Source organism: Verrucosispora sp. FIM060022, assembly GCF_003977705.1.
Taxonomy (GTDB): domain Bacteria; phylum Actinomycetota; class Actinomycetes; order Mycobacteriales; family Micromonosporaceae; genus Micromonospora; species Micromonospora gifhornensis.
The window spans coordinates 283111-298851 of sequence record NZ_RQIV01000005.1; the positions used below are offsets into that span (position 1 = coordinate 283111).

Sequence of the window (15741 nt, forward strand, 5' to 3'; positions counted from 1 at the left end):
CGATCTTGCGTGTGGCGCAAGAGGGTGTTCGGCGGATTTTCGAAGAAGTTAGGAGAGCCTAACCTAAGGTCGCCAACCCCCTTCTGAGAGGAAGACACATGTCCGTACCCAGACCAGGCGGCGTTCGCCGCCGGTCGTACCGGTGGGTGACGGCTGCCGTGCTCGGCGCCGCCGCCTCACTGGCCGTGGTGGTCCCCGCGACGGCGGCGCCCGCCGACGTCACCGGGGGAAGCCTCGACTGGGGTTTCAAGAGTTCGTTCCGCGCGTACGTGTCGACCGGCAACGGCAACCCGCCGATCGCGGTCACCGACGGTGCGACCCGCAACGCCGACGGCACCTTCAAGTTCCCGGCCACCGGCGGCACGTACGACAGCGCCACCGGAGCGACCACGGTGACCTACGGCGGCACGGTGGTGTTCTCGTACCCCGCGCACTTCTTCACCATCACCCTGGCCAACCCGACGGTGGTCCTCGACGGTGCCGGCGGCTCCCTGCTCGCCGACGTCGACCTGCAGGCCAGCGGCGGCGGCTTCCAGCCGGTGCGCATCGAGCAGGCGGCCATCGCCACCCTCGCCACGGCCAGCCCGTCGGTCTCCGGCGGCACGGTCTCCTGGAGCAACCTCACCACCACGCTCACTGAGACCGGAGCCAGCGCGTTCTCCGGCTTCTTTACCGCCGGCACGGTGCTCGATCCGGCGTCGTTCACCCTCGCCACTGCCGCCGGCGGCGGCGGTGCTCCCGCCGCCCCGTCGGTCACGGTGAGCCCGTCCGCCGCCCTCGACCCCGAGGGAGCCACCGTCACCGTCACCGGCACCGGGTTCGACCCGGAGGCCAACGGTGGTGTCGGGTTCTACCTGGCCTTCGGTCCCAAGGGCGAGAATTACTGGACGAACTCGCGTCCCTACAAGCCGGTCAAGTGGGTGCACAAGAACGCCTCGTCGTCCGCCGCCCAGGTGCCGCTGCCCGCCGACGGCAGCTTCACCACCACCCTGGACCTGGTGCCCACCTACACCGACGGCAACGGCAACAACGTCGACTGCACCGCGATCCAGTGCTACGTGATGACCTTCGCGGCGCACGCCTCAAGCGACCGCAGCCAGGACACCTTCACCCCGATCACCTTCGGCGGTGCGGGTGGCCCGAACGGCGCCGAGCAGGAGATCACCGCACAGGTGCTCCAGTCCGGCCCGCTGACGCTCACCTCGTCGGGCGCCAGTGTCGCGCTGCCCGCCGTGCACCCGGGTGCCTTCGCCGACAGCTCCCTCAACGCGGTGACGGTCAGCGACCTGCGCGGCACCAACGCCGGCTGGAACGTCGTCGGCCAGGTGGAGGAGTTCACCAACGCGCTCGGCGGCACCATCGCCGCCGACAACCTCGGCTGGACGCCGAACGCGTCCGTGCTCGCCGACACCCTGGTCGGCGCCGCCGGGGTGGTCACCCCCGGCGCCCCGGCCACCCCGGGTGACGGCCTGGGCAGCGCCCGTACGCTGTGCGCCGCCCCGGCCGGGACCAGCGCCGGCAGCTTCCAGTGTGGTGCCGACCTGCGCCTCGGGGTCCCGCCCGCCGCCGTGCCGGGCGGCTACACCGCCACCCTCACCCTGACCCTGTCCTGACGCGTGAAAGGGCATCTTGTTGTGCGCAGATCGATGACGAGGTGCCCTTTCCCGCACCTGGTCGCCGCGACCGCGGTCCTCACCGTGCTCGCCACCGTCCTGACCGTAGGCCCGGCGGCCGCTCTCACCGCCGCGCCGGCCCCTACCCCGACCCCGAGCGCCACCGGCTTCACCTGGGCGGTGCAGCCCTCCGGCCCGTCCGGACCCACCGGGCGCAGCTACTTCGTCCACGACGCCGAGCCCGGCCAACGCATCGACGACCGGGTCGCCATCACCAACCTGAGCGAGCGCGCGATGACCTTCGCGGTGTACGGCGCGGACGCGTTCACCACCACCGACGGCGGGTTCGCCCTGCAACCGGCCAGCCGCCCCGCCACCGACGTGGGCGCCTGGACCACCTTCGCCGAACGGACCTACCGGGTGCCCGCCGGGGAACAGGTGATCGTGCCGTTCCAGATCACCGTGCCGGCCAACGCCACACCCGGCGACCACGCCGGCGGCGTGGTCGCCTCGATCGCCCAGGTGCGGTCCGCCGGCGACGGGGGAAAGGTCAACCTGGACCGACGGGTCGCCGCCCGGATCTACCTGCGGGTGGCCGGTCCGGTCCGGCCCGGCCTCCAGGTCGAGGCGATGCGGATCGGCTACGACAACCCGCTCAACCCGTTCGGCACCGGCCCGGTCGTGGTCAGCTACCGGTTGCGCAACACCGGCAACACCCGGCTGACCGGCACCGCCCAGGTACGCCTGACCGCCCCGTTCGGCATTCGGCTGGCCCGCACCGAACCCGTCGACGTGCCCGAACTGCTGCCCGGTGCGGCGATCACCATCACCGAACAGATAACCGGTGTGGTACCCGCCGGTCGGCTGACCGCCGCCGTGGTGGTCGACCCGGCCACCCCCGACCAGATCCTGCCCACGGTGCGCCGTACCGCCGGCACCTGGGCCGTACCGTGGGTCTGGGCCGCCGTCCTGCTCACCGGTCTCGGCTGGCTGCTGGTCATCCGGCTGCGCTCGGCGCGGCGTCGACCGCCGACGGTCGAGACGTGAGGCTCTCGATCTCCGCTCTCGCCCTGGTCGCCGCGCTCGCCCTGACCGGTGCCCCGGATCCCGGCCCTCAGGTCGGCGTGGACCGGGCCGAGGCGAAGCCGGGGGAGCAGGTGCTGGTCCGGCTCACCCGCTGGCCCGGCGGCACGGTCCGCATCGAGCTGTGTGGCGCGGGCACGCCGACACGCTGCGCGGTGGACAGTTCGGCGCAGATCCACCTGCCCGCTGGCGGCGCCGGTGGGACGCCGCTGACCGTCGTGGCGCCACCCGGCGGTTGTCCCTGCCAGGTGCGGGTGACCACACTGGACAGCTCGCTGTCGGCCACCGCGCCGCTGGTCGTCACCGGGGCACCCGCACCGGTCGATGACACCGTCCGGCAGGCGGCCACCCGGCCCCCGACCGTCGTCGCGGCGCATCTGGAGCGCGCCGACGGGTGGACCGCCCATTTCGGCGCGCCCGCCCGCCGGACGCTCGTGCTGCGACTGCGCAACGAGCAGCCCGCACCGGTGAACGTGGCCTGGTCGTTCAGCGTCGGTCGAGGCCCGGACCCGACCGGCTTCGTCACCCCACCCGAACCGGACGAATTCGCCGCCGGGGAGGAACGGGAGGTTCGCGTACCGGTCACCCTGCCGGCCTTCGCCGTCGGCACCTACCAGATCCATGGCGACATCGTCACCGCCGGGGCGACGAGCCGGGTGACGGCGAGCACCGACCACCAGCCATGGGGACTGGCCGGAATGCTCGGGTTCGTGCTGACCGCGCTGGCGGTGGTCCGGCCGCTCAAGGGTGCGTCGGCAGGATGGCGTAATCCGCGATGATGGCGGGCTGGCGGCCCCAGCGAGCGATTCGCGGCAGATGTTCGCGTACCGTGGGTGCCCGGATGTCGCTCTACGCTGGATCGATGCGATCGATCACCGTTCTTGACGCCCCGTCCAATCTCGGGTTGCGTGCCCCGGCCCCTGGTCTCGTCCCCGGGTGTTACAAGCTGGCCGGTGCGCTTCGCGATCAGCGTCTGCTCGACCGGCTCGGGGCGCACGACGGTGGCGTGGTCGTCCCGCCGCGCTACGACATCCGTGGCTGGCGGCCGGGGGACGGTGTACTCAACGCCGACGCCCTCGCGACGTACACGCGCCGACTCGCGGAGCGGGTGAACGTGGTCCTCGACAACGCGGGCTTCCTGATGCTGTTGGGCGGTGACTGTTCGATCCTTTTCGGGGCCGCGCTCGCGCTACGCCGACGTGGCCGCTACGGCATCGCCTACCTTGACGGTTCGATCGACTTTCGTCATACCGGCAACAGCACGCATGTGGGGGCGTCCGCAGGCGAGGGTACCGCCATCGTCACCGGCCGGGGTCAGCCGGACATTGCCGACATCGACGGGCTTGCGCCGTACTGCCGAGAGGACGATCTGGTTGTCCTGGGCGTCCGCGACTACGACGACCACCTCAACGAGGTGCGTGGTCTGGGCATCACGGTGCATACCGCCCCCGAGATCATCGCCGAGGGCCCTGTCCTGGTCGGCGATCGTGTGGCACAGGGACTTGCCGGCTGCGACGGCTACTTCGTACACCTCGACGCCGATGTGCTCGACCCCGAGGTCATGCCGGCCGCCGACGCGCCCGACCCCGGCGGCTTGGACCATCCGCATCTGGTGGAACTGCTCCGTCCGCTGCTCGCGAACCCAGCCTGTGTCGGCCTTGAGGTGACGATCTACGACCCGGACCTCGACCCGGACGGCCGCTACGCCGCCGCGCTCGTCGACACCCTGGTCGACGCCCTGCGAAGCTGATCGATCAGGAGCAGTGGGGCCTGTTCCGCCAACCCGTCGGGGATATCGGTCGCCGTGTCGCGCGTGGCGGTCTGGCGTGTCGATCCGGGCGGTCACAGAATGCCATGTGTGGATGACGCAGAGCAGTTTCCGGGGGTGGTGATCCGGTTCCGGCGCCTGGACGATCCGGTCGGCGTGGTGACCGACCACGACGCCGTGCAACGCGCGGAGGCGTACCCGATCCTGCGCATCGGCGCTCCGCTGTTCGGTCACGCGATCGATCTCGGTGGCGGGCGGTGGCGGATCCACGGTCTCGTCGAGGACACTCCGCAGGCCGCCCGCGACGCCCTGGCCCACCGGCTGCGCGAACGACTCGTCATCGCCACCGACGCCGACCTGGTCGCCGAGTTGGCGGCGGTGGGTGAGGTGTTGGACTGGCAGAAGGTCGACGAGGTGACCGTCGGCGGGCGCCGGCACCGGGTGATCCGGGCCGACACCTTCGCCCGGTTCGGCCCGGCCGGGCCGGAGCCGCCACGCCCCACCGACCTGGATCCACGCCAGGCCGACACCTGTGACAGCTTCCTGGGCGGGGCCGACCTGATCGCCGATCCGGCCGCACCCACCGGCGTCGGCGCAGCGGTGTTGAAGGTCGAGCTGCTGCCCGCCCGCTACCCGAAGGCGGAGGTGTCGCCGGCTGCGTACGCCGACAGTGTCGCCGCCGTACGCTCACATCCCAACGGCGTGCTGCTGCCCACCCGCTACGCCGTGGCCGAGCAGGTGGCCGGCGTCTGGCAGCCGTCGAGCCGGGCGGTGGCCACCCCGCAGCAGGCCCGCGAGCTGATCCTCTTCGACTTCCGGTGGCTGACCCCGCGCATCGCCAACCCCGGCGAGGCGGCGGCCGCCGAGTACCGCCGCGCCGCCGACGACCTGGAAGCCAGCCGCGCCGACGAGGTGAGTGTGCGCGGCCGTCGGCTCCGGGTCATCCGCGTGGAGACGCTGCTGCGCTTCGCCGCCGACGGGCCCGAGCGGCCACGTCCCTCCGATCCGGACCCCGAGCCGCCACCCGAGGCGCACTTCGTCCGACTGCGCGCCGAGGGCCGGCTACCCGAGCCGGACTGACCACCACAGCCGGGACTGACCACCACAGCCGGACTGAGCGCCGCGGCCGGCACCGACCGTCCTCAGCGATGTGCTGACGTCCATCCCTGCTGCTGCAACCGTTCGATGCCGTCGAGCAGCAGGTCCAGCGCGAACTCGAACTCGAACTGGTCGTCGCAGCCGGATCCCACCACCGACGCGTCGTCGTGGGACGCCGCCGTGGCGATCTCCGCGAGGTGCGGGAACCGGGCCGCGACCTCCGGTGGCATGGCGGCCGGCTGCGGCGCGGTGCTCGGGCCGGACCGGCCGGCGTCGCGGGTGGTGTCGAACAGTTCCTGGCTGAAGCCGAGGACCCGGCTACCCATCGCGTGCATGACGTGGTGGGCGAGGTCGGCGGAGAGCCCGCCGGATCGCAGGGTGGCGACCACCGAGTCGAGGTAGCCCAGGATCGCCGGGGTCGCCATGTTCCGGGACTCGATCGCGAGCGCCGCCCAGGGATGGCGTTGCAACGCCGAGCGGGCCGACAGGATCCGTCCCCGGATGGCCTGCTTCCACTCGGTGTCGGGGATCGACGTGTCGATCTCGCCGACCACCATGTCGATCATCGCGTCGAGTAGTTCGTCCTTGTTGGCCACGTGCTTGTAGAGCGCCATGGGCACCACACCCAGTTCCTGGGCGAGGTTGCGCATGCTGAGCGACCCGATCCCGGCGGCGTCGGCGAGCGCGATCGCGGTACGCAGGATCCGCTCCCTGCTCAGCGGCGTCCGCCGGGCCGTTCCTGCCTGCTCAGCCATCGTGATCCTCGTCTTCCGGGTGCCGGGAGAACCATAACCGACTTGACAGGTGTACGGCGTACACCTACCGTAGGTCGCAATGGTGTACGCCGTACACCCACCAAGGGGAGGAAGCGCGATGAGAGCGATCGTCCAGGACCGGTACGGCCCGCCCGAGACACTGCGACTCGCCGACGTCGACGTGCCGGTGCCCGCCGCCGGCGAGGTGCTCGTGCGCGTCGAGGCCGCCGCGCTCAACGCGTACGACTGGCACATCGTGCGCGGCGACCCCTGGATGTCCCGACTGGCCTTCGGCCCCGCGAAGCCTCGGGCCCGCATCCGTGGTCGCGACTTCGCCGGCCGGGTCAGCGCCGTCGGCCCCGACGTCCACCAGGTACGCCCCGGCGACGCCGTCTTCGGCGACCTCGGCGACGCCAACGGCGCGTTCGCCGAGTACGTCTGCGTACCGGAGGCCCTGGTCGCGCCCGCGCCGACGAACCTGACCCCGCAGCAGGCCGCTGCCCTGCCGCTGGCCGGGGTGACCGCCCTCATGGGACTGTCCGACGTCGGGCGGGTCGAGCCGGGTCAGCGGGTCCTCGTCAACGGCGCCTCCGGCGGCGTCGGCACCCTGGCCGTACAGCTGGCCAAGGCCTTCGGCGCGACCGTGACGGCGGTGTGCAGCACCCGCAACGTCGACCTGGTCCGCTCCCTCGGCGCCGACCACGTGGTCGACTACACCCGCGACGACTTCACCCGCGACGGCCGCCGCCACGACCTGGTGTTCGACCTGGTCGGCAACCGCTCACTGACCGCGCTTCGGCGCGCGGTGACCCCGACCGGGACGCTTGTGCTCTCCGGCGGCGGTGTCCACCGTCGGGGCAGCCTGCTCGGGCCGGTCTGGTTGCTGACCCGGGGGCGGCTGCTGGCCCCGGTCGTCGGGCAGCGCATCGCCATCCTCACCGCGACACCCTGCCGTGCCCACCTCGACACTCTCCGCGCGTACGTCGAGGCAGGCCGGCTCACCCCGGTCATCGACCGGACCTACCCGCTGCACGAGGTGCCCCAGGCCATCGGCTACCTAGAAGGCGAACACGCCCGGGCGAAGGTGGTCATCACCATCTGAGCGGCCCGGTGTTCCGCTGGAAAACCCGTAACCCATCAGTTACGCTTCTGTGGTGGACAAGGTAGCCGGCGCCATCGCCGATCCGGTGCGCCGGCGGATCCTCGAACTGCTGCGGGAACGCCGGCTCACCGCCGGCCGGATCGCCGAGCACTTCGAGATCAGCCGACCCGCGGTCAGTCGCCACCTGCGCGTCCTGCGCGAGAGCGGCCTGGTGCGCGACACCCTGGTCGGCCGCGAGCGTCGCTACGAGTTGGACGCGACACGCTTCGACGAGCTGAATCGATGGCTGTCGCAGTTCGCGCAGCCCGAGCGCTGGGAGCGCCGGTTCGACGCGCTGGAGACCGAAGTTCACCGTACCCGCCGCGAGCGCCGCACCGGCCGTTCGCCCAACTCCCGTGAGGAGCGGACAGCGTGACACCCACACCGACCGGACGCCTCTTCGGCGCCGGTCGCGGGACCGACCTGGTCATCACCCGCGAATTTCGCGCTCCCGTCGAGGACGTCTGGGCCAGCCTGACCGAACCTGACCGCACGGCCCGCTGGTACGGCCGCTGGGACGGCCACGCCGCGCCCGGGCGCAGCATCCGGCTCCAGTTGGCCTTCGAGGAGGGGCAGCCGTGGTCCGAGCTACGGATCGACGCCTGCGAGCCGCCCCGCCGACTCGCCCTCTCCAGCCAGGACGAAGCCGGTGCCTGGCAGTGGGAGGTGCAGCTCATCCCGCACGGGGAGCGGACGGAACTGCGCTTCGTCCAGCACCTGGACACGGTCGAGGGCATCGGCGAGATCGGGCCCGGCTGGGAGTACTACCTGGATCGGCTGCTCGCCGTCCACAACGACACGACGATGCCGTCGTTCGACGACTACTACCCGGCCATGAAGACCTATTTCGATCAGCTGAGTCGGTCACCGCGCTGATCTCCTCCGCCGGCAGATGCCCGATCCGGCAGGTGTGATCGATTCGGCGGCGTCGAGTGCCTTCGGCCCGTTTTGTTCTCCCTGGCCAGGGTACCGCCCCTGGAGTCCGGTCGTTGTGCTCCAGGGAGGTACCTGCAGAGATGGAATCGCGTAACCCCGCCAAGGCGGTCAAGGACGTCGTGGAATCCGCGGCGGAGAAGGTCACCGAGGCGCTGACCCCGCAGGTGCCCGGTGCGCCGGGCAGCGCCCCGCCGTCCCTGGCGGAGCCGACCACCCCGCACGACCCGCTGCCACCCAAGCCCGAGCAGGGCGCACCGCAGACCCGTACGCCCACCGGCGCGAAGACCGGCACGCCGCCGACGGCAAAGGGCCAGCAGGGTGCCTTCCTCACCACCGCGCAGGGGGCGCGGCTGCGCGACACCGACCACTCGCTGAAGGCGGGGCCCCGCGGGCCCGTCCTGCTCCAGGACCATCACCTGCGGGAGAAGATCACCCACTTCGACCACGAGCGCATCCCGGAGCGGGTCGTGCACGCCCGGGGCGCCGGCGCGCACGGGCTGTTCACCGCGTACGGCACCGCCGAGAACGTCACCCGGGCCGGCTTCCTGCGCAAGGGCCGCGAGACCGAGGTCTTCGTCCGCTTCTCCACCGTGCTCGGCTCGCGCGGTTCGGCCGACACGGTACGCGACACCCGTGGCTTCGCCACCAAGTTCTACACCGACGAGGGCACCTTCGACCTGGTCGCCAACAACATGCCGGTCTTCTTCATCCAGGACGCCATCAAGTTCCCCGACATCATCCACGCCGCCAAACCGCACCCGGACCGGGAGATCCCGCAGGCGCAGAGCGCCCACGACACCTTCTGGGACTTCGTCTCCCTGCACACCGAGGCACAGCACCACACCATGTGGAACATGTCCGACCGGGGCATCCCGCGCTCGTACCGGACCATGGAGGGCTTCGGCGTCCACACCTTCCGCATGGTCAACGCGGCGGGGGAGACGGCGCTTGTGAAGTTCCACTGGAAGCCGAAGCTGGGTGTGCACTCCCTGGTCTGGGAGGAGGCGCAGCTGCTCAACGGCATCGACCCGGACTTCCACCGCCGTGACCTCTACGACGCCATCGAGGCCGGCGCGTTCCCCGAGTGGGAACTCGGCATCCAGGTCTTCCCCGACACCCCGGAGGAGACGTTCGCCGGCATCGACCTGCTCGACCCGACCAAGATCGTGCCGGAGGAGCTCGCGCCGGTGCAGCCCATCGGCAAGCTGGTGCTCAACCGCACGCCCACGAACTTCTTCGCCGAGACCGAACAGGTCGCCTTCCACGTCGGCCACCTGCCACCGGGCATCGACGTCACGAACGATCCGCTGTTGCAGGGCCGCCTCTTCTCGTACGTCGACACGCAGCTGACCCGGCTGGCCGGGCCGAACTTCTCGCAGATCCCGATCAACCGGCCGCACGCCGCGGTCAACGACATGCTGCGTGACGGCTTCCACCAGCACGCCATTCACGCCGGGGTGGCACCGTACCGGCCGAACTCCCTCGACGGCGGCAACCCGTTCCCGGCCGGCGACGACGACCACCCGTTCATCGACGTACCCGTCCAGGTGGCCCAGGCTCCCAAGGTCCGGCAGAGCCCGGCGTCCTTCGACGATCACTTCAGCCAGGCCCGACTCTTCTGGTTGAGCATGTCCCCGGTCGAGCAGGAACACATCATCCGGGCCTACACCTTCGAGCTGGGCAAGTGCTACCACCAGGCGATCAAGGAACGGCAACTGCAATGCCTGGCCAACATCGACCCGGTGCTCTGCGCCCAGGTCGCCACCGGCCTGGGACTGCCCGCGCCGAAGCCGACCGTACCGCTGGCCGACGTCGAGCCCAGCCCCGCGCTCTCGCAGGTGGGCCGGCCGTGGCCGATCGACGGCCGGACGATCGGCATCGTGGTGACCGACGACAGCGACCTCGACACCATTCACCAGGTGCGTCGCGCCGTCTTCGCCGCGGACATGGTGCCGCTGCTGATCGCCGGGCACGGCGGCATGATCGGCGATCTGCCGGTGCAGCGCACCTTCGCCACCGGCCGTTCGGTCGAGTTCGACGCGCTCCTGCTCGCCGCCGCACCGCCACCGGCCCCCGACGCGCTGCCCGCCCGGGACGCCAAGGCCGGCGCGGCCAACTCCGCCACCGTCGACCCCCGGGTGCTGCTCCTGGTCGAGGAGGTCTGGCGGCACGCCAAGGCGATCGGCGCCTGGGGTGCCGGCGTCACCGTCCTGGAGCAGGCCGGTGTCACCGCCAGTCCGGGTGTGGTCACCGGCGACTCCGGCGACGACGTCTTCGACGCTGTCCGGCAACTGATGACCCACCACCGGGTCTGGGAAAGGTTCCCCGCCTCGGTCGGCTGATCCAGCTCGAAACGCCGGTGCCCCGCCTGCTCAACGGCGGGGCACCGGCGTTTCAGTGGGTCCTCGGCTGGTGTGAGGCACCCGGTGTCAGCGGCTGCTCAGCGGCGCGGCGCTGCGGGCGGGCACGGCCATCACCAGGCCGCTGACCGGCCGGGTCGGGATGCGGTGCAGCGGAATGTCCAGGTCCTGGGCGGGCACCTGGTGGTCGAGGCGGGCGAGCCGTACGGCCAGGGCCTTCAGCAGCGCGACGGTGATCTGCTCACCGGGGCAGCGGTGGCCGGTACGCGGGTCGCCGCCGCCCTGCGGTACGAGGTCGAAGGCACCGATCTCCCGACCGACGAAGCGGTCCGGGTCGAACCGGTACGGGTCCGGCCAGAGTCGCGCGTCGTGGTTCTGGCCGTACAGGTCGAGCAGGACGATCGCGCCGGCCGGGATGTCGGTGCCCCGCCAGGTCAGGTCGGTCCTGGCCCGACCGCCGATGAAGGGCGCGAACGGGTAGAAGCGGCGCACCTCGTGGGCGAACGCCTCGGCGAAGACCGCGTCGCCCTGTCGGAGCCGGCCCCGGTGCTCGGGCCAGCGGTGCAGGGCGTGCCCGGCGAAGGTCACGAACCAGGTCACCGCGACCGTCGGTCGGATGATGTTGAGCAGTTCCACCGCGGCGATCTGCGGGTCGAGCAGCTCACCGTCGCTGTCCCGGTGCGCGGCCACCGCGGCCAGCGCCGCGCCCGGCGGCACGTCAAGCTCACCCCGCCGGACCTGGGTGACGATGTCGGCCAGCCAGCGCTCCCGACGTCCCCGCGCCCGGCGGGCCCGCCAGTGCCGGGGCCCGGCAGTGGCGAAGCCGTCGACCATCGCGACCAGGTCGGCCGCGAGTGCCGGAAGGTCCTGCGGCTGCACCGGGATACCGGTCCACTCGCAGACCGCGCGGGCCAACACGGGGGCCGTCTCGTCGAACAACACCACCTGCCGCCCCGCCCAGGATCGCGTGGCCGCGTCCCACGCCGTCTCGGCCCGCTCCACCAGGCCGTCGTAGCCGCCGTTCATCAGCAGCGCGGTGAACATCGCCTTGCGCACCCGGTGCGGCTCGCCGTCGAGGGTGTGTACGGCGCCCTTGCCGAACAGTGTGCCGCGCAGCGGCTCGGGAATGGCGCCGTGCCGGCGGATGTGCTGCTCGTCGTAGAAGAACCGGGCGGCGTCGGGCCCGCGCAGCGCCACCGTGGTCTGACCGAGCAGACGGGTCCGCACCACGTCCTGCGGGCTGTGGCGCAGGCGGTTGGGCAGCCATCCGTAGCCCTGGATCGCGAGCGTCAGCGTGTCGTCCATGCGTCCCATCAGGTCAACCAGCATGAGGCTGGTCCTGCCCACTGCGGCCGTTGTCAAACCAGCAGCACCCGTTCACCTCACTGCTGCGCCACCAGGGTCTTCCGCATCTGCTGCGTGACCACCCGGTATCCCGAACTGCCGTACAGCCCGACGGCGCGGGCATTGTCACCGAAGACGTTGAGTTCGATGGCACCGACGCCGTGCCGGCGAACCGCGTCCTCACCGGCGGCGAGCAGCGCCCGCCCGTAGCCCGCCCCACGGTGGTCCGCGCCGATCTCGATGTCGTAGAGGAACGCGCAGTCCGGGACGCCACGCGGATGGGTGAGGCCGATCCACAACACCCCGATCGGTGTCCCGTCGCGGAGTTCACCGGTGAGGAACAGCATCCCGGGGGTGCCGAAACCCGCCGGCAGCAGGGCGTCGTTGCCCTGCTGGGCCAGTTCCTGGGCCTCCTCGGCGGGCCAGTTGCCGGCCGCCACCTGCGCGTCCGCGAAGGCCCGCACAATGCCGGCCCGCCACCGGTCGAACTCGGCCTCGGTCATCGATCGCACCGTCAGCTCAGACATGCGCGCGATGCTCGCACATCACGTCAATCGGTCGGGTCGCCGAACCAGCGCGGTAGCTGGCCCCGCAACTCCTGCTGATCGGCACCGGCCCAGGCGATGTGGCCGTCGGGCCGCAGCAGGACCGCGGGTACGTCCAGCTCGCCACTGGTGTCCACGACGTGGTCGACCCGGTCGGCCCAGCCGGCGACCGAGAGCCGGCCGGTCTGGTCGAGCAGCAGCCCACGACCGGTCCGGGTCAGCTCGTAGAGGCGTCCCCGGCCCAGCGGCACGTCCCGCATCCGCCGGCCCAGCAGGTCGTGCCCTGCGCCGAAGTCGTACCGGACGCCGATCGCGGTGATCTTCTCGGTCAGGTACCGGTTGACCTCCTCGAAGTCCATCAGCTCCGACAGCAGTCGGCGCAGCGACTGCGGGCCCGGCTCGGTGGAGAGCAACTCCATCTGCGCCCGGGTGTTGTCCAGCACGTCCGCGGCGACCGGATGCCGTTCGGTGTGGTAGCTGTCCAGCAGCCCTTCCGGGGCCCACCCGTTGACCTCGGCGGCCAGCTTCCAGCCGAGGTTTACCGCGTCCTGGATGCCGAGGTTGAGGCCCTGCCCGCCGGTCGGCGGGTGGATGTGCGCGGCGTCGCCGGCCAACAGCACCCGGTCCACCCGGTAACGCTCGGCCAGCCGGGTGGCGTCGCCGAAGCGAGACAGCCAGCGCGGTGAGTGCACACCGAAGTCGGTGCCCGCGTACGCCCGCAGTTGCTGTTTGAACTCGTCGAGCGTCGGCGCGACGGTCCGGTCGACTGCCACTTTCTCGGCGGGCACGATGACCCGGTAGACCCCGTTGCCGAGGGGCCCGAGACCGAACCGTTTCTGGGTCTTGCGGATCTCGGTGACCATGGCGACGATCGTGTCCAGCGGGGCATTCGCCTCCATCTCACCCAGCAGCGTGTCGACCCGGCTCGGTTCGCCGGGAAAACCAACCTTGAGCAGATTGCGTACGGTGCTGCGCCCGCCGTCACAGCCGACCAGGTAGCGTGCGCGCAGCTGGGTGCCGTCGGCCAGTTCGGCGGTGACGCCGTCCTCGTCCTGGCTCAGCCCTACCAGTTCGCAGCCGCGCCGCAGGTCCGCGCCGACCGCGACCGCATGCTCGGCGAGCAGCCGGTCGGTGGTGGTCTGCGGAATGCCGAGCACGTACGCGTGCGCGCTGTCCAGCTCCGGCGCCGGCTTCTCGATCCCGGCGAAGAAGCCGCCGACCGGGTACCGCTGGCCGTGCGCGAGGAAGGTGTCCAGCAGCCCGCGCTGGTCCAACACCTCGATGCTGCGTACGTGCAGGCCGAGCGACCGGACGAACTTGGTCGGCTCCGAATCCTTCTCCAGTACGACGACCTGCACCCCGTGCAGCCGTAACTCGGCGGCCAGCATCAGGCCGGTCGGTCCGCCGCCCACAACGATCACGTCAAACATGCGCCGCCCATTCGGTGAAGGATTCGGCCACCAGTTCCTGCGGTTTCACTTGCACCGCAGGCGCTGCCATTTCCGCAGCTTGTGGCCTCGGGCGCAGAGTCTGCGCCATCACCGGGGTCTTGCCGCAAGACCCCCTGTGCGCTATAAGTTAAGAGTGGCAGGAAGCGATCCGCTTCCTGCTTTTCGCATTTCTCGGCCTTGATGGTCAGTGCAGCGCTACGGCCACCGGCTCCGCGTCCACCGCGGCGAGCTGGTCGGGCCGGGCCACGACGAGCAGGGCGATCAGTGCCGAGGCCAGGCCGCCGGCGATCACCGCGGCCATCGCCACCGCGCCGTTGCCGAGCACGCCGACCAGCGGCGCGGCCACCGCGCCGACGCCGAACTGCACCGCGCCGAGCAGAGCGGAGGCGGTGCCGGCCGCCTCGCCGTGCCGGCTGAGCGCCAACGCCGGCGCGTTCGGCAGCGCGAGGCCGGTCGCGGCCAGCACCAACCACAGCGCGGCCAGCAGCGCCGGCAGCCCGCCGAAACCGGTCAGGGCGAGCGCGACGAGCACCAGAGCGGCAGCGGTGCCCGCGAGCAGGGCGACCAGCAGGATCCGCTGCGGGGTGTAGCGGCGCAGCAGTCGTACGTTGCCCTGGGTGGCGGCGATCAGCCCGATGGCACCGGCACCGAAGGCGAGCCCGAACTGCTGCTCGTCCAGCCCGTACTGCTCCTGCATGACGAACGAGGACCCGGCGACGTAGGCGAACAGCGCCGCCATGGCCAGGCCGGCAACCATGATCAACCCGACGAAGGCGCGGTCGCGGAGCAGTCCACCGTAGAGCCGCACGATGTGCAGCGGCCCGCCGCGTTGCCGCTGCGCGGGCGGCAACGTCTCCGGCAGCCCCAACACGGCGACGAGCATCAGCAGTACGCCGAAGACGGCCAGCGCGGCGAAGACGCCACGCCACTGCGTCCACCGCAGCAGTTCGCTGCCGAGCGTGGGGGCGAGCACCGGCGCGGCACCCATCACCAGCAGCAGCCGGGACAGCGTCCGGGCGAATGCGATGCCGGTGAACAGGTCACGCACCACGGCCATGGCGATCACGGCGGCGGCCGCCGCGCCGAGACCCTGCACGACCCGCAGCGCCCCCAGCACGGTGACGTTCGGGGCGAGCGCGCAGCACACCGAGGCGACGATGTGCAGTGCGGTGCCGGCGATCAGCGGTGCCCTGCGGCCGACGGCGTCGGAGAGGGGACCGATCAGCAGCTGACCCAACGCGAGACCGATAAGCGTGCCGGTGAGGGTCAACTGGACCGCCGCCGAACTGGTCGCGAAGTCGTCGACGATCGCGGGCAGCGCCGGCAGGTACATGTCGATGGTCAGCGGCCCCACCGCGATCAGCGAGCCGAGGACGAGGATCAGCCGCAGGCGCTGCCGAGGGGTCATCAGGTCGCCGGGCATCACCGGCTGCGCCGGTGCCGTGGCCGTGTCGACTGAGGTCATCGGGTCGTCTCCACGAAACGGGCGGTCAGGGCAGTCAGGGGCGTGATCGTCACAACTGGCTGCAACCCGTGACCGGCGAGCTGATTCCCGCTGCGGACGTTGGTAACGCAGGTCACAGCCCTGCCGGACGATGCCGCCCGAGCGGCCGGGCCGGCAGCACGAGGCACCACCTGGTAACTCTC

The 15741-nt window shown here is 71.3% G+C and carries 14 protein-coding genes; 9 read left to right on the forward strand and 5 right to left on the reverse strand.

What is annotated here, in order from left to right; genetic code table 11:
• Positions 1-98 precede the first annotated feature (98 nt).
• From EG812_RS16485 to EG812_RS16505, 5 genes are all read left to right on the forward strand, one after another.
• Positions 99-1613: an HtaA domain-containing protein gene (locus tag EG812_RS16485; RefSeq protein WP_199743887.1), complete on the forward strand. Its 1515-nt coding sequence runs from the start codon at positions 99-101 to the stop codon at positions 1611-1613.
• Between the two features lie 33 nt (positions 1614-1646).
• Positions 1647-2660, forward strand: a complete 1014-nt coding sequence (locus EG812_RS16490) for a WxL protein peptidoglycan domain-containing protein (protein WP_126712053.1) — start codon at positions 1647-1649, stop codon at positions 2658-2660.
• Positions 2657-3475 (forward strand): hypothetical protein, encoded by an 819-nt coding sequence (locus EG812_RS16495; protein ID WP_126712054.1) that lies wholly within the window; start codon positions 2657-2659, stop codon positions 3473-3475. Before EG812_RS16490 ends, EG812_RS16495 begins: the two co-directional genes overlap by 4 nt.
• Positions 3476-3525: 50 nt before the next feature.
• A complete protein-coding gene (locus EG812_RS16500; protein WP_233579505.1) occupies positions 3526-4446 on the forward strand; it encodes an arginase family protein in 921 nt (306 codons plus the stop codon).
• A gap of 99 nt (positions 4447-4545) precedes the next feature.
• Entirely contained in the window at positions 4546-5544 is a 999-nt protein-coding gene (locus EG812_RS16505; protein ID WP_233579506.1) for a DUF5954 family protein, read from the forward strand.
• Positions 5545-5606: 62 nt separating this feature from the next.
• Here EG812_RS16505 and EG812_RS16510 read toward each other — a convergent pair whose 3' ends face one another.
• Positions 5607-6317: a TetR/AcrR family transcriptional regulator gene (locus EG812_RS16510; protein WP_126712055.1), complete on the reverse strand. Its 711-nt coding sequence runs from the start codon at positions 6315-6317 to the stop codon at positions 5607-5609.
• Between the two features lie 118 nt (positions 6318-6435).
• Here EG812_RS16510 and EG812_RS16515 point away from each other — a divergent pair, with 118 nt between their 5' ends.
• The 4 genes from EG812_RS16515 (at position 6436) to EG812_RS16530 (ending at position 10736) form a co-directional block, all read left to right on the forward strand.
• Entirely contained in the window at positions 6436-7419 is a 984-nt protein-coding gene (locus EG812_RS16515; RefSeq protein ID WP_126712056.1) for an NAD(P)-dependent alcohol dehydrogenase, read from the forward strand.
• A 52-nt stretch (positions 7420-7471) separates the two neighbouring features.
• Complete coding sequence (locus EG812_RS16520) at positions 7472-7834, forward strand: metalloregulator ArsR/SmtB family transcription factor (RefSeq protein WP_199743888.1); 363 nt, start codon at positions 7472-7474, stop codon at positions 7832-7834.
• A complete protein-coding gene (locus EG812_RS16525) occupies positions 7831-8334 on the forward strand; it encodes an SRPBCC family protein (RefSeq protein ID WP_126712058.1) in 504 nt (167 codons plus the stop codon). Before EG812_RS16520 ends, EG812_RS16525 begins: the two co-directional genes overlap by 4 nt.
• Before the next feature lie 140 nt (positions 8335-8474).
• The gene (locus tag EG812_RS16530) at positions 8475-10736 is read left to right on the forward strand and encodes a catalase (RefSeq protein WP_126712059.1); all 2262 of its coding nucleotides are present in this window, start codon (positions 8475-8477) and stop codon (positions 10734-10736) included.
• 87 nt (positions 10737-10823) lie between these two features.
• On the opposite strand, the gene EG812_RS16535 is transcribed toward EG812_RS16530, so the two are convergent.
• The 4 genes from EG812_RS16535 to EG812_RS16550 form a co-directional block, all read right to left on the reverse strand.
• A complete protein-coding gene (locus EG812_RS16535; RefSeq protein WP_126712060.1) occupies positions 10824-12083 on the reverse strand; it encodes a cytochrome P450 in 1260 nt (419 codons plus the stop codon).
• A 53-nt stretch (positions 12084-12136) separates the two neighbouring features.
• Positions 12137-12625: a GNAT family N-acetyltransferase gene (locus EG812_RS16540; RefSeq protein ID WP_013733616.1), complete on the reverse strand. Its 489-nt coding sequence runs from the start codon at positions 12623-12625 to the stop codon at positions 12137-12139.
• A 23-nt stretch (positions 12626-12648) separates the two neighbouring features.
• Positions 12649-14073 carry a rifampin monooxygenase gene (gene rox, locus EG812_RS16545; RefSeq protein ID WP_126712061.1) on the reverse strand — a complete coding sequence of 475 codons (1425 nt, stop codon included), beginning with the start codon at positions 14071-14073 and terminating at the stop codon, positions 12649-12651.
• A 205-nt stretch (positions 14074-14278) separates the two neighbouring features.
• Positions 14279-15559, reverse strand: a complete 1281-nt coding sequence (locus EG812_RS16550) for a multidrug effflux MFS transporter (protein WP_013733618.1) — start codon at positions 15557-15559, stop codon at positions 14279-14281.
• Positions 15560-15741: the final 182 nt, after the last annotated feature.